This window comes from Caballeronia udeis, from assembly GCF_001544555.2.
Taxonomy (GTDB): Bacteria; Pseudomonadota; Gammaproteobacteria; order Burkholderiales; family Burkholderiaceae; genus Caballeronia; species Caballeronia udeis.
This window is the reverse complement of sequence record NZ_FCOK02000002.1, coordinates 161,077-178,739: the sequence shown is the minus strand read 5'-3', so window position 1 is coordinate 178,739 and position 17,663 is coordinate 161,077. Positions and strand designations below refer to the sequence as shown.

Below are 17,663 nucleotides of genomic sequence, written 5' to 3'. Positions count from 1 at the left end.
CGCAAGTGCTCATTCGGCGTATGCCTCAAGGAGATTCAACGTGATTCGTGATTCGGAAACCCAGACGTTGCTTGAAGACGCCATTCGCCGCTTCGTACGGGAAACGCTCGTACCCCGTGAAGCGGAAGTCGACGAAACCGACCAGATTCCCGCCGATGTGCTCGCCGCCATGCGCGAGATCGGCCTGTTCGGGCTGACCATCCCGGAGGCTTACGGCGGCCTCGGCCTGACAATGGAAGAGGAAGTCCGCGTGGCGTTCGAACTCGGCCAGACATCGCCGGCATTCAGGTCCGTGATAGGCACGAACAACGGCATCGGATCGATTGGCATTCTGCTCGACGGCAGCGAGGAGCAGAAGCAGCACTATCTGCCCAAGCTTGCTGCCGGCGATCTGATCGGCTCGTTCTGCCTGACCGAGCCGGACGCGGGTTCGGACGCGGCGTCGCTGAAAACCGCGGCGCGCAAGGACGGCGACCACTACGTGCTGAACGGCACGAAGCGCTTCATCACCAACGCACCGGAAGCCGGCATCTTTACCGTGATGGCGCGCACGAGCGACGCCAAAGGCGCAAGCGGCATTTCGGCATTCATTGTCGAGCGCGAGTCACCCGGGTTGTCGCTCGGCAAACCCGACAAGAAAATGGGCCAGCGCGGCGCGCATACCTGCGACGTGATCTTCGAGAACTGCCGCATTCCGGCCGCGCAACTGATTGGCGGCGTGGAAGGCGTCGGGTTCAAGACGGCCATGAAAGTGCTCGATAAAGGGCGCTTGCACATCGCAGCCATCTCTATTGGAGCGGCCAAACGGATGCTGCGCGACGCCCTCGCCTACGCGATGGAACGCAAGCAGTTCGGCCAGCCGATTGTCGAATTCCAGCTCGTGCAGGCCATGCTCGCCGACAGCAAGACCGAGATCTATGCGGCCGAATGCATGGTGCTCGATGCCGCACGCCGGCGCGACGAGGGCCGCGACGTGTCCATAGAAGCCTCATGCGCCAAATATTTCGCCACCGAGATGTGCGGCCGCGTGGCCGACCGCGCGGTACAGGTGCACGGTGGCGCGGGCTATATCTCGGAGTACGGCGTCGAACGTTTTTATCGCGACGTGCGGCTCTTCAGGCTTTACGAAGGCACGTCGCAAATTCAACAGGTGATCATCGCGCGCGGGCTCATGCGCGGCACGGAGATTTGAAATGGACATGGATGTCGCCGCCCTGCTCGCCGCATTGCCCGCACGTATTTCCGATATCCCCGCGCGCCTCGCCGCCCGCGATCCGCAGCACGTTGTGTTGATCGAAGACAAGCGGCGCCTGAACGCGGCGGAACTGGTTGAGGCCATTAACAACACCGCCCGCCAGCTCGCGCAAGCCGGCGTGCAAGGCGGCGATCGCGTGATGATCGTGAGTGAGAATTGCGTGGCGCAGGTCGTGCTGATGTTCGCCGTGGCGAAGCTAGACGCTTGGTGTCTGCTCACGAACGCACGGCTTTCGGCAAGCGAAGTCGACGCTATCAGAGCGCACGCAAAACCGCGGGTGGTAGCGTTCACCGTCGATGCCTCGAAGGATGCCGCGAATCATGCGGGCCGGTTGAACGCCGCCGAAGTGGCAGCGGCAACTGCAACGAACGTGGGCGCGTGGCGTTTTATCGTCGATGAAAACGTATCGCCTGAGCCTGTTGAAACCGATCCCGCCCGTCAATGTGCCGCGCTGATCTACACCACGGGCACGACCGGCGCGCCGAAAGGCGTGATGCTGTCGCATCGCAACGTGTTGTTTATCGCGGCCATGTCCAGCACGTTGCGGCGCGTGACGCCTGCAGACGTGGTGTACGCGGTGCTGCCGATTACGCACATCTACGGGCTGGCGTCGGTCTGTCTCGGCAGCCTGTACGCGGGAGCAACGCTGCGGCTCGCGTCGCGCTTCGCCCCGGACGCCGTGCGGCAAGCGTTGACTGAGGAGAACGTTTCGATCTTCCAGGGCGTGCCGGCCATGCACGCAAAACTCGTTGAGCACGTGCAGACCAGCGGTACGCCGTGGCGCGCACCCGCGTTGCGCTTCGCGTATTCCGGCGGCTCTCCGCTCGATGCCGCGCTGAAAGCCCGCGTTGAAGGCTTGTACAAAGTGCCGCTGCACAACGGCTATGGGATGACGGAAAGCAGTCCGACCATATCGCAGACCATGCTCGACGCGCCGCGCGACGACTGCTCTGCGGGCGACCCCATACCCGGTATCGAACTGCGATTCGTCGCGCTCGATGGCGTGGATGTGGCGCCGGGTGAAGTCGGTGAACTATGGGTGCGCGGGCCGAACGTGATGCTCGGGTACTACCGCAATGAAGCGCAGACGCGGGCGACGGTCACGGAAGACGGCTGGCTCAAAACAGGTGACCTTGCGCGTCAGGCGCCGGACGGTGCGTTGTATATCGTCGGGCGCAGCAAGGAACTGATCATCCGTTCGGGCTTCAATGTGTATCCGGCCGAAGTCGAGAACGTGCTGAACTCACATCCCGATGTGCTGCAATCGGCAGTGATCGGGCGGGCGGTCGAGGGCAACGAGGAAGTGATTGCGTTCGTCGAATTGCTGCCGTCGGTGCATGCGCTGCCTGACGATATCGTCCAGTGGTGCGCGGACCGGCTTGCGCCTTACAAGCGCCCCGCCGAGATCCGCGTGCTGGCCGCGTTGCCGGCGGCATCGACGGGAAAGGTGTTGAAACACAAGCTCAGGGACGAACTTTAAGTTCGCACCTGCCGCAACCTTCAGCCACGCGGATGATGGTCGTGATGCAGCGTCTTCAGTCGCTCACGCGCAACGTGGGTGTAGATCTGCGTCGTGGAAATATCCGTATGGCCGAGCAGCATTTGCACCACGCGCAAGTCGGCCCCGTGATTGAGCAGGTGCGTGGCGAACGCATGCCGCAAGGTATGCGGTGAGAGCGGCGCGCGCACGTCGGCGGTAAGCGCGTGGCGCTTGATGATGTTCCAGAACTGCTGGCGCGTCATGCCTTCGCCGCGCGTGGTGACGAACAACGCATCCGCGGCGCGGGCGCCAAGCAACACCGGCCGCGATTCACGCAAATAGCGCTCGATCCAGTCGTGTGCGACCGCCCCGAACGGAATAAGGCGCTCCTTCGACCCCTTGCCCATCACGCGCACCACGCCTTCGTTCAAGCCCACTTCCACGGTCTTCAACGTCACCAGTTCGGTCACGCGCAGGCCGCTCGCGTACATCAGCTCAAGCATGGTCCGGTCGCGCAGCCCCAGCGCGGATTCCACATCGGGTGCGTTCAGCAACGCCTCGACCTGGGCTTCGTTCAAGGTCTTGGGAAAGCGCGGCGGCTGTTTGGCCGAACGCAGCTTGATCGTAGGATCGGCGGGCGCGCGATGCTCTCGCAATGCCCACGCGTAGTAGCGTCGAAAAACCGATAAGCGGCGGTTGGCGGACGTGGCCTTGTCCGCGCGACGGGCGGCGAGATAGGCATTCATGTCTGCTTCGGTGGCGGTATCGACAGTGCCGCCGCGCGTCTTCGACAACCATTCGGCGAACAAGCGCAAATCGCGCCGGTAAGCTTCGAGCGAGTTCTTGGCGAGGCCATGTTCGAGCCAGAGCGCGTCGCAAAAAAGGTCGATCGATGCGCTGCTCGACACGAGTTCCGGCGCGCGTTCTGCCTCGGTCACTTCCATTGATTTTTCCTGTAAGCCTGAGGTCATGCGTTAAGTCACACGTGCGGTGATGCTTCCTGCCGCAGCGCCCATTCGACGTGTTCACGGACCAGCTCCGAAGCATCCCCGGCGCGGGCATTCAATGCATCGCGTATTGCCGAGCGCTCGTCGGCGCCCAAAACCGGCGAGCGCAACGCATTGCCCATCGCCACCGCAATATTACGCAACCATCGCTCGTGTCCGATACGGCGAATCGCGCTGCCTTGCATGCGTTCATCGAAATCATGGGCGCTCCAGCCGAACAGCATCACAAGCGACGCGCGATCGAGCCCATGACGCACATCGAAATCCGCGACCGGCGCGGCCTGCGCGAACTTGTTCCACGGACATACGAGCTGGCAATCGTCGCAACCATAAACCCGATTGCCGATAAGCGGCCGCAAATCTTCGGGAATGCTGCCTTTCAACTCGATGGTGAGATACGAAATACAACGGCGCGCATCCACGCGATACGGCGCCACGATCGCCCCGGTCGGGCAAACGTCGATGCAGCGCCTACAGCTTCCGCAATGCGCGCCATCGTGTTCGGGCGCTTGATCCGGATTGACGTCGGCGTCGGCGGGCAGAGGAATATCCACCAGGATCTCGCCGATAAAAAACAGCGACCCGGCATCGCTTTGCAGCAAAAGCGTGTGTTTGCCGCGCCAGCCGGTGCCCGCCTTCTGCGCGAGCTCGACCTCGAGAACGGGCGCGGAATCCGTAAATACGCGGTAGCCGTACGTGCCAATCTCGGCTTCAATGCGCTCGGCCAACTGCTGCAAGCGGGTGCGCATGACCTTGTGATAGTCGCGGCCGCGGGCGTAGACCGACACCACCGCCGCCGCGGGATCGGCTATTCGAGCCCATTCCGCCGCGCGCCAGTCAGTTGCCTGACCGTCGGCTGTCGCGGCACTTTCGCGGGCCTTGCCGGCAAGCGTTGATGCCGGCAAGTAGGCCATCCGAACTGTAATAACGCGTCGCGTGCCGGCCACAAGCTCGGCTGGCCTTGCGCGTTTCATCGCATGTTTGGCCATATAATCCATCTCGCCGTGATAGCCTGCTTCGAGCCATGAAGCCAGGCCTTCTTCGGCTTCCGTCAAGTCGGCGTCGCTGACGCCGACTGCAGCGAACCCCAGCTCGCGCCCCCACGCCTTGATGCGCAGCGCGAGTTCAGCCAGCGCGGCTTCGTCGTCAAATCTGAAGTGGCGCGTGTCCGCGGCGGCGTCGTCTGACGCGCTCTCGCGTTCCACAGGGTGTTCCGGCAAACGGTTCATCACGACATTTTACGAGAATGCCCGACAGCCTCACTCGATCGTTTGCAAACCCTTCCGCCGCGCTGCTCGAACGCCGCTTCGACCTGCCCGACGAAGACGCGACGCTCGCCTTCGGTGGCCGCTTCGCGCAGGCGATCCTGCAGGCCCGCCTCAAGAATTCGAGCACCCCGAACGAACGTTTTCCGGGTTTGCAGGTCCAGTTGATCGGTGACCTGGGTGCGGGTAAAACCACGCTGGTGCGCGCGACGCTGCGCTCGCTCGGTCACGCGGGCCGCGTGCGCAGTCCCACTTACACGCTTGTCGAACCCTATTCGCTTGCAACGGAAACGGGTCCGCTCGAGCTCTATCACTTCGATCTATATCGCTTTGCCGATCCAGCCGAATGGGCCGACGCCGGCTTTCGCGAATACTTCGATGCAGGCGCGATCTGCCTGGTCGAATGGCCGCAACGCGCTGGCGGACTGCTGGGTGTGCCGGATCTCGAATTCACGCTGGAACAGGAAGGCGAAGGCCGCGTGCTGACAGCGCGCGCGTTTAGCGAAACAGGAAAGTCATGTCTCGAAAGCTGTTGATCAAGCCGTTCCATTCGATCGAATCGACCGCCACGGCCTCGCACAACTGGCGGCGGCGCCAGGTGCTGCGCGCGGGCGCTTCGACCATCGCGCTAGCGCTGCTCGGACCGAAGCTCGCGTACGCGAGCTCGGTGCTCGGCGTGCGCGTGTGGCCGGCCCGCGATTACACCCGGGTCACGATCGAGTCCGATCAGCCGCTGCAAAACAGCCAGCAATTGCTGCAGGGTCCGGACCGGCTGGTGGTCGACCTGAATGGGCTCGATCTCGATCAGGAACTGAAGGACCTCGTCTCGAAGATCACGCCGAACGACCCGCAGATCCAGTCGGTGCGCATCGGCCAATATCAGCCGCACGTGGTGCGCATGGTGTTCGACCTGAAGGGGTCCGTGAAACCTCAAGTGTTCACGCTGACGCCGATCGGCAGCTACAAGTACCGCCTGGTCTTCGATTTATATCCGGCCGTTGCACCCGACCCGCTGATGGATTTGCTCGCCCAGTCCGAGCACAAGCAACAGGCTATCGATCAGACCAGCCCGAATCAGGCCCCGCCGCCCGCTACGCTGAGCGGCCCCGCCACGCCGCCGAAAGCGAACGTGCCGGACAACACCGACGAGTTTTTCCAGAAGTACGCGCAGTCCGATCAGCCGCGCGCACCGTCGTCGCCCACGCCCGTTCCCCCGATTCCCGCTTTCCCGAAGCCCCGGCCCACGGTCAAGCCGGCACCGCCTACGGCCTTGGCTAACCAGGACGACTCGTCCGGCAGCAACACCAGCGACGACTACGGCTTCGCCAATCCGAAGAGCAACAAGTCGGGCACGACGCGCCTGCTTACCGTCGCGATCGACCCGGGCCATGGCGGCGAAGATCCAGGTGCGATCGGCAGTGGCGGAACGTACGAAAAGCACATTGCCCTTGATGTCGCCAGGAAGCTGCGCGCCAAGATCGACGCCCAGCCGAACATGCGCGCCATGATGACGCGCGACGCCGACTTCTTCGTGCCGCTCAACGTGCGGGTGCAGAAGGCGCGTCGCGTGGGCGCGGACCTGTTCGTTTCCATACACGCCGATGCGTTCACCACGCCCTCGGCACGCGGTTCGTCCGTGTTCGCACTCTCCGATCACGGTGCGTCGAGCGCGGCTGCACGCTGGATGGCGAACAAGGAGAACTCGTCGGATTCCATCGGCGGGATCAACGTGACGACGCAGGACGCGAGCGTCAACCGGGCGTTGTTCGACATGTCGACCACCGCGCAGATTCGTGACTCGATGCGCTATGGCAATTTCGTGCTGAACGAGATTGGCGATATCAACAAGTTGCACAAGGGATCAGTGGAGCAAGCCGGCTTTGCGGTGTTGAAAGCGCCGGACATTCCGTCGATCCTCGTGGAAACCGCGTTTATCAGTAACCCCGAAGAGGAGCAGCGTCTGAACGACGACGCTTATCGCGACAAGATGGCGAACGCGATCATGAAGGGCATCAAGCGTTATTTCGCGGCCAACCCGCCGCTCGCAAAGAGCCGGATGACGTAAAGGGCTGTATTCGCTCGCGCGGGACCGCAGGCACCGTTCTGCCACCGCGAGCGGACAGCTTCGACCTGCCTCTAACGTGCCGTCGATAAAAACCGCTGCCGAAACCATCCGCCGAACACGTTGACCACCAGTCCGGTCATCACCAGCACCGCCCCCACGAATTGCATCGGGCTCAGCCCTTCATCAAGCAGCAATGCCGCCGAAGCCAGCCCGACAATGGGCACGAGCAAGGAAAACGGCGCGACCTGACTCGCCGGATAACGGGCCAGCAGCTTTCCCCACAACGTATAACCGAGCATCGTTGCGATAAACGCGAGATAAACAATCGCAAGAACCGACGTGAGCGAAATGCCCGACAAGCTGGCCGAAATGCGCGCCGGCCCCTCCACCATCAGCGAGAGCGCGAGGAACGGCAACGGCGGCACGAGGCTCGCCCACACCACGAGCGACAACAGGTCGACCTTGCCCATGCGCTTCGTGATGACATTGCCCATGCCCCACATGGCTGCGGCCACGAGCGTCAGCAGGAAACCGGCAACGGTCATGGCGTGCCCAGCCTGCACGCCGATCACCGCCAGCCCGCACGCCGCGATCAGCAAACCCGCGACGTTCGGCCCGCGAAACCCCTCACCCAGAATCATGGCCGCGAAGATCAGCGTGAAAAACGCCTGCGCCTGCAACACCAGCGACGCAAGGCCGGCCGGCATGCCAACAGACATTGCGTAGAAAAGCAGCACGAATTGCCCGAACGAGATAGTCGCGCCGTAAGCGAACAGCCAGCGAAACGCAATAGCCGGCCGCTTGACGAAAAACACGGCCGGGAATGCGACCAGCGTGAAGCGCAACGCACCTAGAAGCATGGGCGGCACGCCGTGCAGACCCACCTTGATCACGACGAAGTTCACGCCCCAGGCGAGAATGACAATCAGCGCGGACAACAAATCCTTGGGCGACATCGCCGTCTCCGTGAGTTTTATTCGAAGCTGTTTTCAGGATCAGGCCGGACACCGGAAGCTCCGAATTCAGATCGAACGCAATTCGACACTGTAGCGGACGATTTTGCAAATGCGTTGTACAAACTCACGCCATAGCCCGTTCGGATAAGGCGATCCCGCGTTGCGTCTGTCGGCGACCTCAGGTTCCGGTTTGAATGGTCGGCCGAATGGCATACCGCCCGGATACCGCTTGCGTGCTTCGAGACGACGCCCAGTAGAATTGCATTTCCGAGTACGCAATCCGGACGTCCTTATGTCTTCCACAATTCAAGCGTTTCTCAAGCCGCATCAGCACGACGTTGGCGGCCTCATGGTGCGTCGGGTATTGCCCGCACTGGCTGCCCGGACCATCGGGCCGTTCATCTTCTTCGATCATATCGGCCCGGCAACGCTCGTGCCCGGCGTGGGGCTGGACGTGCGCCCTCATCCGCACATAGGCCTGGCGACCGTGACGTATCTCTTCGAGGGAGCGATCATGCATCGCGACAGCGTCGGCTCGGTCCAGAAAATCACCCCCGGCGACGTGAACTGGATGACGGCCGGCGGCGGCATCGTGCATTCGGAACGCACGCCCGACGAGGAACGCGCCGCCGGGCAGAACATGCACGGCATCCAGACATGGGTCGCGCTACCGGTAGCGGAAGAGGAGTGTGCACCGTCGTTTGAACACCATCCGGCCGCGACGCTGCCGCAACTCGAACGCAATGGCGTGAACCTGCGGGTGATCGCCGGCAGCGCTTTCGGTGAAACAGCGCCGACCACCACGTTCTCCCCCACCCTCTATGTCGCGGCGCAATTTTCGGCGAACAGTGCCGTGACGCTCGATACGGAACATGAGGAACGCGGAGTCTATCTGTTGGAAGGTGATCTCACCATTGACGGCGACGCGCTGCCCGCCGGCCAGATGGCAGTGCTGAAGCCCGGATTTTCCGCCAATCTCCGCAGCACGGAAGGCGCGATCGCGATGCTGCTCGGCGGTGCGCCGCTGGACGGTCCGCGTTTCATCGAATGGAATTTCGTGGCGAGTTCACGAGAGAAAATTGAGGCCGCAAAACTGGCATGGAGTGAACAGCGGATAGGCCAGGTTCCCGGCGAGACGGAGTTTATCCCGTTGCCGCCACCGCGCCGCCCGGCCAATCCGTCTGATGCCTGAAGATTGCGGGGCTCAAGGCCTGAGGTTCGGGCCCGCCGCTGAATCAGGTGTGCGCCCGGTTGAACTTGGCCGGCTTGCCCCAAGATAATTGTTCATCGTTTACGCGTTTCTGGAGGAACACCATGGATACAACACTCGCCACGTTCGAACAGGACGTAATCGCCGCGTCCACGCTTGCGCCGGTGCTCGTCGATTTCTGGGCGCCGTGGTGCGGTCCGTGCAAGACGCTCGGCCCGATGCTCGAGCGGCTGGAAGCGGAAGGCGCGGGCAAGTGGAAGCTGGTGAAAGTGAATGTCGATGAAAATCCCGAACTGGCGCAGCACTTCCAGGTGCGCAGCATTCCGCACGTGGTCGCGTTTGCAGACGGCCGTGCCGTCGACCAGTTCATCGGCGTGCTGCCGGAAGGCCAGTTGCGCGAGTTCATCGACAAACTGGTTCCGGACGGCGCGGAAGCCGAGCGACGTGCCGCGCACGCGGCCTATGCGGCCGGTGAGACCGATCTGGCCATTGACCATATCAAGGCAACGCTGGCGCTTGATCCCGGTTATGACGACGCGCGGCTGGACCTGATCGAGTGGCTACTCGCTGCGGGCCGCACGGACGAAGCACGCGACGAAGAAAAGTTGCTGTCGCCGAAAACCACGCAGGGGATCGACGACCGCTACAACGCGCTAAAAACGGAGCTGGACGCCGCCGATGCCGCTGAGAGCCTCCCACCCGCAGACGCGCTGATCGACGCAGTGAACGCGAATCCGGATGATCTGGAGGCCCGTTTCGCACTGGCCAACCGGCTGATCGCGGGCCGCGATTACAACGGCGCGCTGGAGCATTTGTTCGCGATCGTGACGCGTGACCGCACGTTCATGGACGACGTGGGCCGCAAAACCATGTTGTCGGTATTCGGTCTGGCCGCACATCAGCCGGAAGTGGTTTCGCAATGGCGCCGCAAATTGAGCGCGGCAATTAACTGATACATTAAATAAATGCCCGGCGCCAAAACCTTTCAAATAGTTTGAACATATATTAGCGAGAAGACGTTTTGAAAATGGCCGCTTGAAAGCGGCCATTTTTTTAATCTTTTGAGTCGCGCACAATGTTTAAGCGCGTTTCGCGATATCTCTTAAGACATAAGCAGCAGCGGCGAATCCGAAACTTGCCGTCACGCAGACACTTGATCCGAATCCCGCGCAGTTCAGTCCGACCGGTCCCGTAGCAACGGGCGCTGTTTCTTCTGATGCAGCCGCCTCGCCGGCGTCGCGAGCGGGCGCTTCGGGGTAGATCAGCGGCTCGTCGGAATAGACCGCGCTCACCTTGAACTTCGCTTTCGGTCCACGCGGGAAACCGTGCAATTTACGCAGTTGTCCGCGCACCTTCGAAAGCAACGGATCCTGGATCGTGAGCGCCAGATCGTCGATACGAATTCGCGTCGGATCGAGTTGCCCACCCGCTCCCCCCACGGTGATCAATGGCTGTTCGTGCGCAACACACCACGCAATTAGCGCCGTTTTCGTACGCACGCTGTCAATTGCATCGATCACAAAATCGAAACCGCCGCCCAGCACCGAATCGAAATTCGCGGGCTCGATAAAATCCTCGACCTGCTCCACGCAGCACGCCGGATCGATCAGGTGGATGCGCTCGGCCATCGCGCTCACCTTGGGCTTGCCGTAGTTGCCGTCCAGCGCGTGCACCTGGCGGTTCGTATTGCTTTCGGCCACGTTGTCGAGGTCGATCAGCGTCAGGCGCCCGATCGCATTGCGCGCCAGCGCTTCGACCGCCCACGAGCCCACACCGCCAATTCCGATCACCGCGACGTGCGCGCGTTCGAACGCCGCGAGCCCGGCCGGACCGTATAAGCGTGCCACCCCGCCGAAGCGCCGGGCGCGGTCGGCGGCTTCAATCTCCGGCGTAGCGGAGTTAAAATTCAAAGCATCGGCAGAGGCAGGAAAAGCGGTCATGATGGGCACGCGGAAGGTAAGCGAAACTCGCAAAAACAAGGGCAGGAGAGCATCAGAATAGCGGCGAATGGCGCGGTCAGCACTGACGCGCTATCGCAACGATAGAAGCGGATATCAGCAGGAATTCGCTGAATTGCGTATTCTGCCTTATCGAAGATTGGACGTAAGAAATCAACGGCCAGTTTTTGAAAGCAAAATGAAAATAATTGCCGAGTTGAGTCAAATTTTGTCGCCCGGGATCATGATCTTAATCATTAAAGATCAAAGGGATATTGGTGGTAAAGCGCAGAATTTGACGAGCTTGGCTATACTAATGCGATTGAAGCGTTTGCATAAGAAAATGACGACCCTCGCTGATCTTCGAAAGAATTATTCCCTCGGATCGCTGGAAACATCCGACGTGGATCCCAACCCGATTCGACAATTCGAAACGTGGTTAGCGCAGGCGCTCGACGCACAATTACCCGAACCCAATACCATGACGCTCGCGACCGTCGACGAGCGCGGCCGTCCTTCGGCACGCATTGTGCTGATCAAGGGCGTAGACGACCGGGGCTTTGTTTTCTTCACGAACTACCTCAGTCGCAAAGGTCACGAACTCGCGAGCAACCCTGCGGCGAGTCTGCTGTTTTACTGGATCGAACTCGAACGCCAGGTGCGTATCGAGGGCTCCGTCGTCAAGACAAGTCCGGAAGAAAGCGATGCGTATTTCGCGTCGCGCCCGCTTGGATCGCGAATAGGCGCGTGGGCGTCGGAGCAGAGTGAAGTGATCGAAAGCCGCGCGGTGCTTGAAGCCCGCGAGCGCGAATTGATTGCGAAATACGGTGACAACCCGCCACGTCCGCCACATTGGGGCGGCTACCGGCTCGTTCCCGACACCATCGAATTCTGGCAGGGCCGGCCGTCACGGTTGCATGACCGTGTCGTCTATAAACGTGCTGCACACACGCTCGGGGCGAACGGCCAGCAATGGCAGATCGTCCGCTTATCGCCTTAGCCTTAGCAAGACTTCGACTTTCGCCGGGTTCCTCGTGGACCCGTATTGACTGGACCCGCATTAAAACGCGTCTCGTTGCGGCGTGTCCGGGTGGCGAAGGGCAAACAGAGAAGGGCAAGCGACAAAGGCATCGCGAACGCAGCGCAAACGTGCAGTGCAATCGACCCGGTTTAGCTTCATTTTCATCTGAGCGCGGAGAACGAGCATGTTTTGGGAGAAAAAGCTGACGCAGTGGGTGCAGGACATTCGGGACCGGGCAAACCTGCCCGCCCGGTTGGTACTGTGGGATGGACAGCAACATGACTTCGGAAGTTTCGCGGCGCCGCAAGTCACGCTACATGTGAAGAGCGCAACCGCTCTGCCCTATCTGCTGGAACCGAGTCTCGACAACCTCGGTGAAGCCTATGTGAAGGGCAAGATCGACATCGAAGGCAAGCTGTCGGACATCATCAATATTGGCTACGGGCTGGCCAAGAACACCGTCACGAGCGCGAGCAAGCTGGCGCGCGTGCGGCGCTACTTCAATCATACGAAGGCGTCGGACAAGAAAGCCATTCAGTACCACTACGATGTATCGAACGAGTTCTACGCGCTGTGGCTCGACAAGAACATGGTCTACTCGTGCGCGTATTTCGAGAACGGCGATGAAGACCTCGCCACCGCGCAGATCAAGAAGATCGACCACATTCTCACGAAGATCCAGCTGCAACCGGGCCAGCGCCTGCTCGACATCGGCTGCGGCTGGGGGGCACTCGTCTTGCGCGCCGCCCAGAAATTCGGCGCGAAATGCGTGGGCGTCACGCTCTCCCAGAACCAGTTCGATCTCGCCACGAAGCGCGTGAAAGACGCCGGACTGGAAGGCCAGATCGAAATCCGCCTGCAGGATTATCGCGACGTACAAGGCCAGTTCGACCGGATCACGAGCGTCGGCATGTTCGAGCACGTCGGCCGCAAGAACCTGCCCGGTTACTTCGCCAAGGTGCGCGAACTGCTGGTCGACGACGGCATTGCCATGAACCACGGCATTACGTCGACGGACTTCAACAGCGGCGAAACGGCGCTTGGCGGCGGCGAGTTCATCGACCGGTACGTGTTCCCGGACGGCGAGTTGCCGCACATCGGGCTCGCACTCGAAGCACTGCAGGAAGGCGGTCTGGAAGCTGTCGACGTGGAAAGCCTGCGCCGTCACTACGCGCGTACGCTCGACATCTGGGCGGAAAATTTCGAGACGAAGTCGGAGCAGGCGAAGAGCCTTGTCGACGATGAAAAATTCCGCATCTGGCGCGTGTATCTTGCAGGGTGTGCGTACGCATTCGAAAACGACGATGTGTCGATTTACCAGATTGTGTGCCGCAAGGCCGGGCGCAGCGCGAAAACGCTGCCGTGGTCGCGCCGGTATATCTACGACAAAGCGCTCTGAGTTCCGCGCCTGACTCCCCCGCTTCCCACGAACCCGCATCCGGTGATGAACCAGATGCGGGCGTGGAGCCGCATGTGCACTCCACGCTGCAGGTCGATCTGTTCGGAGCGGTGGAAGCGCCGGAAACGGGAGACAGCAAACCGGCTCCCACAAAAACGAAATCACGCGGCGGCGTCTTGCCCGCCCTCGCCGCGCCTGAACATCACGCGTTAGCTCTTCGCCTTCCCGACACGGTTCATATAGGTCCCTCGACATGGTCGTTTCCGGGTTGGCGGGACATTGTCTACGGCGACGAATACTCGTCCGCGAAGCTCTCGCGCGATGGCCTCAACGCGCTCGGTACGCATCCGTTGCTGCGTTGCGTATCGATAGACCGTTCGTTCTACGGGCCGTTGTCGGTGGCTGACTATGCGCGCTATGCGAACCAGGTGCCCGCCCATTTCCGCTTCATCGTGAAAGCGCCGGCTTCCGTCACCGACGCCACCGTCCGCGGCGACAAAGGCGCCCCCACCGGCGATAACCCCGCTTTCCTGAACCCGCGCATCGCCATCGACGAATTCGTGCAGCCGTGCATCGCCGGCCTGGGCGAAAAAGCCGGCGCGCTCGTGTTCCAGATTCCACCGTTACCGGACGCGCTGATCGTCGATCCAACCGCCTTCCTCGGGCGGATCTCCGCGTTTCTCAACGCGTTGCCGCCACTGCCCGGTGAAAGTTGCTACGCGGTGGAGTTGCGCGACGCCATCATGCTGACGCCGCGTTTCATCCGCGTGCTGCGTGACGCCAAGGTCCGATATTGCGTCGGCATTCATGCGCGCATGCCCGATCCCCGGCGCCAGGCGAAGGCGCTTGCGCTGCTGGACGAAGGCGGACTTGGGCCGCTGATCGTGCGCTGGAGTCTGCACGGCGGCTTTAAATACGAGCAGGCGAAAGCGAAGTACGAGCCGTTCGACAAACTCGTCGATGAAGACCCGGACACGCACGAAGCACTCGCCGAACTCGCGCTGCGCTACGCGCTGGCAGGGCAGCCGGTGGTGATCGCGGTGAACAACAAGGCAGAGGGATCGGCGCCGCTGACCTGTTTCAAGATCGCACGGAACGTGGCGGCCGGGCTGCCGCGGACATAAGCCGCTTGAATAAAAAAAAGGCTTCGATTTCGCGAAGCCCGTCTTGCCTTATGTACGATTCAAACCGTGCGATTCAAACGCTCAGCGTTTCAGCCGATGCGCGAACTTCTGCCTGAACTTCGCCACCTTCGGCGCGACCACGAACGCGCAGTATCCCTGATTCGGATGCTGCTCGAAGTAGTTCTGGTGATAGTCCTCGGCCGGAAAATAATTGCCGTTCAGCGGCGTGACTTCGGTGACGATCTTGCCGTCGAAGATTCCCTCTTCCTGCAATTCATCGATCACTTCCAGCGCGATCTTCCGTTGTTCGTCGGAGTGCGTGAAGATGGACGACCGGTACTGCGTACCCACATCATTGCCTTGCCGGTTGAGTTGCGTCGGATCGTGGGTCGCAAAGAAAATCTCCAGCACGTCCCTATACCCGATCACCGCAGGATCGAACTCCACCTTGATGACTTCGGCGTGACCGGTCGTGCCGTCGCAGACCTGTTCGTATGAAGGGTGCTTGACCTGGCCGCCGGCATAGCCCGATTCCACCGACAGCACGCCTTCAACGCCTAGAAAAACCGCTTCGGTACACCAAAAGCAACCGCCGCCAATGGTGGCGGTTTCGCGCTTTGCCTGCTCGTCATGTTGCGTCATGCTGGCTCCTGGTTCGTGTTCCGCGAGACCTACCAAATGCGCGCGGACGCCTGTGAATCAACCCTTCCAGCTTACTGGTTTTCGGTTGTCCGCGTTGTCAGTACGGCCTTTAGCACCGCGGCGAACAGGCTGATTCCGATAGAATCGTCACAATCGCCAATCCTCCGATGACTTCGAAAACTTCATCCGGCTTATTGTTCAGCTATTGTTTGCCGCCTGGATTTCGCCGATACCGTCGAACCTGAACCCACCCCGATGAAACGCGCCAATCCACCGAATTTCGACGCTACCGCGTTCCGCGACGCCCTCAGCCAGTTTGCCACTGGCGTCACCGTCATCACCACGCGCGCCGAGTCCGGCCAGTTGATCGGCATCACCGCCAGTTCGTTCAACTCCGTTTCACTCGATCCGCCACTCGTGTTGTGGAGCCTCGCGACCAAATCCGCCTCCATGCCGGTATTCCAGGCCAATAGCCACTACGTGGTCAACGTGCTCGCAGCCACCCAAGTCGATCTGTGCAAACGCTTTGCGACGGTCAAGGGTGACCGCTTCGCCGGCGTGTCACATGCTGCGGGAGACAGCGGCATGCCCGTCCTGGATGGCGCCCTGGCGTGGTTCGAATGCCACAACCGCAGCCGCTATCAGGAAGGCGATCACGTGATCTTCGTGGGTCAGGTGGAGCGATGTGGCGTGCACGAGGATGCAGCGGAAATTGCCCCGCTGGTGTTTCAGGCGGGGCAGTTTCATACGCTTGGGTCACTGTGACGTTCGACTTGCCACAGCTCGGTTAATTTTAAGACGCTCGTTTATTACGCTCGTTCAGCCGGTTCTTTCAATCAGGGCAACCGGCACGCCGGCTTCATCTTTCATGGTCTGAAGCACGATGTTCGAGCGAATGTCGATCACACCCGGCGCCTTGTACAGCTTGCTCAGGATGAAATCCGAATAGTGCTTGAGATTGTGTGCAAGCACGCGCAGGACGTAATGGGTGTCGCCGGTCACGACAAACGCACCCACCACTTCCGGCCATTCCCGCACAGCGTCCGCGAATTTCTCATGCCAGTTTTCCTGGTCGTTGCGCATGGAAACATGGACGAACGCCTCCAGCTCCACGCCCAGCCGTTCCCGGTCGAGACACGCGCGATAGCTCGCTATTACCCCTTCTTCCTCGAGCAGCCGCATACGGCGCAGACACGCCGACGGCGAAAGCGAAATCCGCTCAGCCAGATCAAGGTTACTGATACGTCCATCTTCTTGCAGCACCGACAAAATACGGCAATCCGTTGCGTCCAGCGAGAACCCGGTCATTTTTTAGTCTCCCTGCGGCTGTTTCATCGAATTATGTTCTAAGAGCCATCTTTTTGGGATGTTATTTATAAATCACGTTTTCATCGTTTTCGGCCCGATTTAGTCATCAAGCGGCCCTATTCGGGCTTAATCGGCGTTACTTCACGCCAGTCGCGCGGCCAGCGCGCGTAGCTTGGGCGCAACGATATTGCGGAAATACGCCTCGTCCATCGACGATGCCGGCCCGCTGCTGCTCAGCACCAGCCATCGCCCGTTACGGATATCGCGCAAAGGCGCTGCGATCGCGTTCACGTCGGCGTGCCAGTCGCGAAACGAATAACAGCAGCCATCGCGCGCGTAGTCGTCGATCGCATCCGTCGCCGCCTTCACCAGCCGCGCGCCGTCTTCGCCATTTTTTTCCGCCGCCGCGCCGAGCTCTTCGAGCAAGGCCGCGCGCTGATCCGGTTCCTGCACCGCCAGATACGCGCGGCCCATTGAGCTGGTCAGCATGGACAACCGTGAGCCGGGCGCGAGACCGAGCGTCAGCGCGGTCTCGCTACGGATGGTTTCCAGATAGATCATGTCGAGACCGTCACGGCATCCCAACGACACCGCCGCGCCAATTTCCCGCGCCAGCACCCGCATGTGCGGGCGCGCGAGTTCGAGTGCATCGGCGCCGGCCAGCAGTGCGAATCCCAGCGACAACACGCCCGTGTCGAGCGCGTATTTGCCTGCCGGTTCGTCAAAACGAAGATAGCCGAGCGTGGTCAGCGTGTACGCAAGCCGGTTGACGGTGGCTTTGGGCAGGCCGGTTCTATCGACGAAATCACGATTTCCCAGCAAGGTCTCGCCCGGACGAAACGCGCGCAGCATCTCGAGGCCGCGGGCGAGCGCGACGACAAACTTGCGTTCATCAATTCCTTCTGAAGGATCTGACGGCTTCGAAAACAGCTTCGAGGACGACTTCGGCAACTCGGAATTCCGGATGGAAGTTATTGGCATCGGATGTTAGACT

Annotated in this window: 17 protein-coding genes; 10 read left to right on the top strand and 7 right to left on the bottom strand. The window is 61.0% G+C overall.

Annotation, left to right across the window (positions count from 1 at the left end; all coding sequences use genetic code 11):
* Window positions 1-40 precede the first annotated feature (40 nt).
* Both AWB69_RS02390 and AWB69_RS02385 read left to right on the top strand, forming a co-directional pair.
* Window positions 41-1,192, top strand: coding sequence for an acyl-CoA dehydrogenase family protein (locus tag AWB69_RS02390; RefSeq protein ID WP_062081710.1), 1,152 nt, complete (start codon window positions 41-43; stop codon window positions 1,190-1,192).
* A gap of 1 nt (window position 1,193) precedes the next feature.
* Window positions 1,194-2,735 carry a class I adenylate-forming enzyme family protein gene (locus AWB69_RS02385; RefSeq protein WP_062081704.1) on the top strand — a complete coding sequence of 514 codons (1,542 nt, stop codon included), beginning with the start codon at window positions 1,194-1,196 and terminating at the stop codon, window positions 2,733-2,735.
* 20 nt (window positions 2,736-2,755) lie between these two features.
* Here the strand turns inward: AWB69_RS02385 and xerD are convergent, their stop codons facing one another.
* Entirely contained in the window at window positions 2,756-3,679 is a 924-nt protein-coding gene (gene xerD / locus AWB69_RS02380; RefSeq protein ID WP_062081702.1) for a site-specific tyrosine recombinase XerD, read from the bottom strand.
* A gap of 35 nt (window positions 3,680-3,714) precedes the next feature.
* Window positions 3,715-4,971, bottom strand: coding sequence for a tRNA epoxyqueuosine(34) reductase QueG (gene queG, locus AWB69_RS02375; RefSeq protein ID WP_062081700.1), 1,257 nt, complete (start codon window positions 4,969-4,971; stop codon window positions 3,715-3,717).
* A 17-nt stretch (window positions 4,972-4,988) separates the two neighbouring features.
* Here queG and tsaE point away from each other — a divergent pair, with 17 nt between their 5' ends.
* Together tsaE and AWB69_RS02365 are read left to right on the top strand one after the other, a co-directional pair.
* Window positions 4,989-5,543: a tRNA (adenosine(37)-N6)-threonylcarbamoyltransferase complex ATPase subunit type 1 TsaE gene (gene tsaE / locus AWB69_RS02370; RefSeq protein ID WP_062081697.1), complete on the top strand. Its 555-nt coding sequence runs from the start codon at window positions 4,989-4,991 to the stop codon at window positions 5,541-5,543.
* A complete protein-coding gene (locus AWB69_RS02365; protein WP_062081695.1) occupies window positions 5,525-7,072 on the top strand; it encodes an N-acetylmuramoyl-L-alanine amidase in 1,548 nt (515 codons plus the stop codon). The genes tsaE and AWB69_RS02365 overlap by 19 nt, the downstream gene beginning before the upstream one ends.
* Window positions 7,073-7,143: 71 nt before the next feature.
* Here the strand turns inward: AWB69_RS02365 and AWB69_RS02360 are convergent, their stop codons facing one another.
* Complete coding sequence (locus AWB69_RS02360) at window positions 7,144-8,028, bottom strand: EamA family transporter (protein WP_062081693.1); 885 nt, start codon at window positions 8,026-8,028, stop codon at window positions 7,144-7,146.
* 292 nt (window positions 8,029-8,320) lie between these two features.
* On the opposite strand from AWB69_RS02360, the gene AWB69_RS02355 reads away from it, so the two are divergent.
* On the top strand, window positions 8,321-9,220 hold the full coding sequence (locus AWB69_RS02355) for a pirin family protein (protein ID WP_062081691.1): 900 nt from the start codon (window positions 8,321-8,323) through the stop codon (window positions 9,218-9,220).
* 122 nt (window positions 9,221-9,342) lie between these two features.
* Window positions 9,343-10,191 carry a thioredoxin gene (trxA, locus tag AWB69_RS02350; RefSeq protein WP_062081689.1) on the top strand — a complete coding sequence of 283 codons (849 nt, stop codon included), beginning with the start codon at window positions 9,343-9,345 and terminating at the stop codon, window positions 10,189-10,191.
* Between the two features lie 126 nt (window positions 10,192-10,317).
* On the opposite strand, the gene AWB69_RS02345 is transcribed toward trxA, so the two are convergent.
* On the bottom strand, window positions 10,318-11,178 hold the full coding sequence (locus AWB69_RS02345) for a tRNA threonylcarbamoyladenosine dehydratase (protein ID WP_062081687.1): 861 nt from the start codon (window positions 11,176-11,178) through the stop codon (window positions 10,318-10,320).
* A 340-nt stretch (window positions 11,179-11,518) separates the two neighbouring features.
* Between AWB69_RS02345 and pdxH the strand changes: the two genes are divergently transcribed.
* From pdxH to AWB69_RS02330, 3 genes are all read left to right on the top strand, one after another.
* A complete protein-coding gene (gene pdxH / locus AWB69_RS02340) occupies window positions 11,519-12,175 on the top strand; it encodes a pyridoxamine 5'-phosphate oxidase (protein WP_062081969.1) in 657 nt (218 codons plus the stop codon).
* A gap of 205 nt (window positions 12,176-12,380) precedes the next feature.
* On the top strand, window positions 12,381-13,595 hold the full coding sequence (locus tag AWB69_RS02335; protein WP_062081685.1) for an SAM-dependent methyltransferase: 1,215 nt from the start codon (window positions 12,381-12,383) through the stop codon (window positions 13,593-13,595).
* On the top strand, window positions 13,523-14,719 hold the full coding sequence (locus tag AWB69_RS02330; RefSeq protein ID WP_082913232.1) for a DUF72 domain-containing protein: 1,197 nt from the start codon (window positions 13,523-13,525) through the stop codon (window positions 14,717-14,719). The genes AWB69_RS02335 and AWB69_RS02330 overlap by 73 nt, the downstream gene beginning before the upstream one ends.
* Window positions 14,720-14,800: 81 nt before the next feature.
* Here AWB69_RS02330 and msrA read toward each other — a convergent pair whose 3' ends face one another.
* Window positions 14,801-15,361 (bottom strand): peptide-methionine (S)-S-oxide reductase MsrA, encoded by a 561-nt coding sequence (gene msrA, locus AWB69_RS02325; protein WP_062081683.1) that lies wholly within the window; start codon window positions 15,359-15,361, stop codon window positions 14,801-14,803.
* Window positions 15,362-15,616: 255 nt separating this feature from the next.
* On the opposite strand from msrA, the gene AWB69_RS02320 reads away from it, so the two are divergent.
* Complete coding sequence (locus tag AWB69_RS02320; protein ID WP_062081681.1) at window positions 15,617-16,126, top strand: flavin reductase family protein; 510 nt, start codon at window positions 15,617-15,619, stop codon at window positions 16,124-16,126.
* 54 nt (window positions 16,127-16,180) lie between these two features.
* Here AWB69_RS02320 and AWB69_RS02315 read toward each other — a convergent pair whose 3' ends face one another.
* Together AWB69_RS02315 and AWB69_RS02310 are read right to left on the bottom strand one after the other, a co-directional pair.
* Window positions 16,181-16,669, bottom strand: coding sequence for an Lrp/AsnC family transcriptional regulator (locus tag AWB69_RS02315; RefSeq protein ID WP_062081678.1), 489 nt, complete (start codon window positions 16,667-16,669; stop codon window positions 16,181-16,183).
* A 141-nt stretch (window positions 16,670-16,810) separates the two neighbouring features.
* A complete protein-coding gene (locus tag AWB69_RS02310; RefSeq protein ID WP_062081676.1) occupies window positions 16,811-17,650 on the bottom strand; it encodes an IclR family transcriptional regulator in 840 nt (279 codons plus the stop codon).
* Window positions 17,651-17,663 lie beyond the last annotated feature (13 nt).

What these genes read in the sequence shown, in the direction of transcription:
- AWB69_RS02385 (WP_062081704.1), top strand. Translation starts at nt 1,194, where the DNA reads ATGGACATGGATGTCGCCGCCCTGCTCGCCGCATTGCCCGCACGTATT.
- xerD (WP_062081702.1), bottom strand. Translation starts at nt 3,679, where the DNA reads ATGGAAGTGACCGAGGCAGAACGCGCGCCGGAACTCGTGTCGAGCAGC.
- queG (WP_062081700.1), bottom strand. Translation starts at nt 4,971, where the DNA reads ATGAACCGTTTGCCGGAACACCCTGTGGAACGCGAGAGCGCGTCAGAC.
- tsaE (WP_062081697.1), top strand. Translation starts at nt 4,989, where the DNA reads ATGCCCGACAGCCTCACTCGATCGTTTGCAAACCCTTCCGCCGCGCTG.
- AWB69_RS02365 (WP_062081695.1), top strand. Translation starts at nt 5,525, where the DNA reads ATGTCTCGAAAGCTGTTGATCAAGCCGTTCCATTCGATCGAATCGACC.
- AWB69_RS02360 (WP_062081693.1), bottom strand. Translation starts at nt 8,028, where the DNA reads ATGTCGCCCAAGGATTTGTTGTCCGCGCTGATTGTCATTCTCGCCTGG.
- AWB69_RS02355 (WP_062081691.1), top strand. Translation starts at nt 8,321, where the DNA reads ATGTCTTCCACAATTCAAGCGTTTCTCAAGCCGCATCAGCACGACGTT.
- trxA (WP_062081689.1), top strand. Translation starts at nt 9,343, where the DNA reads ATGGATACAACACTCGCCACGTTCGAACAGGACGTAATCGCCGCGTCC.
- AWB69_RS02345 (WP_062081687.1), bottom strand. Translation starts at nt 11,178, where the DNA reads ATGACCGCTTTTCCTGCCTCTGCCGATGCTTTGAATTTTAACTCCGCT.
- pdxH (WP_062081969.1), top strand. Translation starts at nt 11,519, where the DNA reads ATGACGACCCTCGCTGATCTTCGAAAGAATTATTCCCTCGGATCGCTG.
- AWB69_RS02335 (WP_062081685.1), top strand. Translation starts at nt 12,381, where the DNA reads ATGTTTTGGGAGAAAAAGCTGACGCAGTGGGTGCAGGACATTCGGGAC.
- msrA (WP_062081683.1), bottom strand. Translation starts at nt 15,361, where the DNA reads ATGACGCAACATGACGAGCAGGCAAAGCGCGAAACCGCCACCATTGGC.
- AWB69_RS02320 (WP_062081681.1), top strand. Translation starts at nt 15,617, where the DNA reads ATGAAACGCGCCAATCCACCGAATTTCGACGCTACCGCGTTCCGCGAC.
- AWB69_RS02315 (WP_062081678.1), bottom strand. Translation starts at nt 16,669, where the DNA reads ATGACCGGGTTCTCGCTGGACGCAACGGATTGCCGTATTTTGTCGGTG.
- AWB69_RS02310 (WP_062081676.1), bottom strand. Translation starts at nt 17,650, where the DNA reads ATGCCAATAACTTCCATCCGGAATTCCGAGTTGCCGAAGTCGTCCTCG.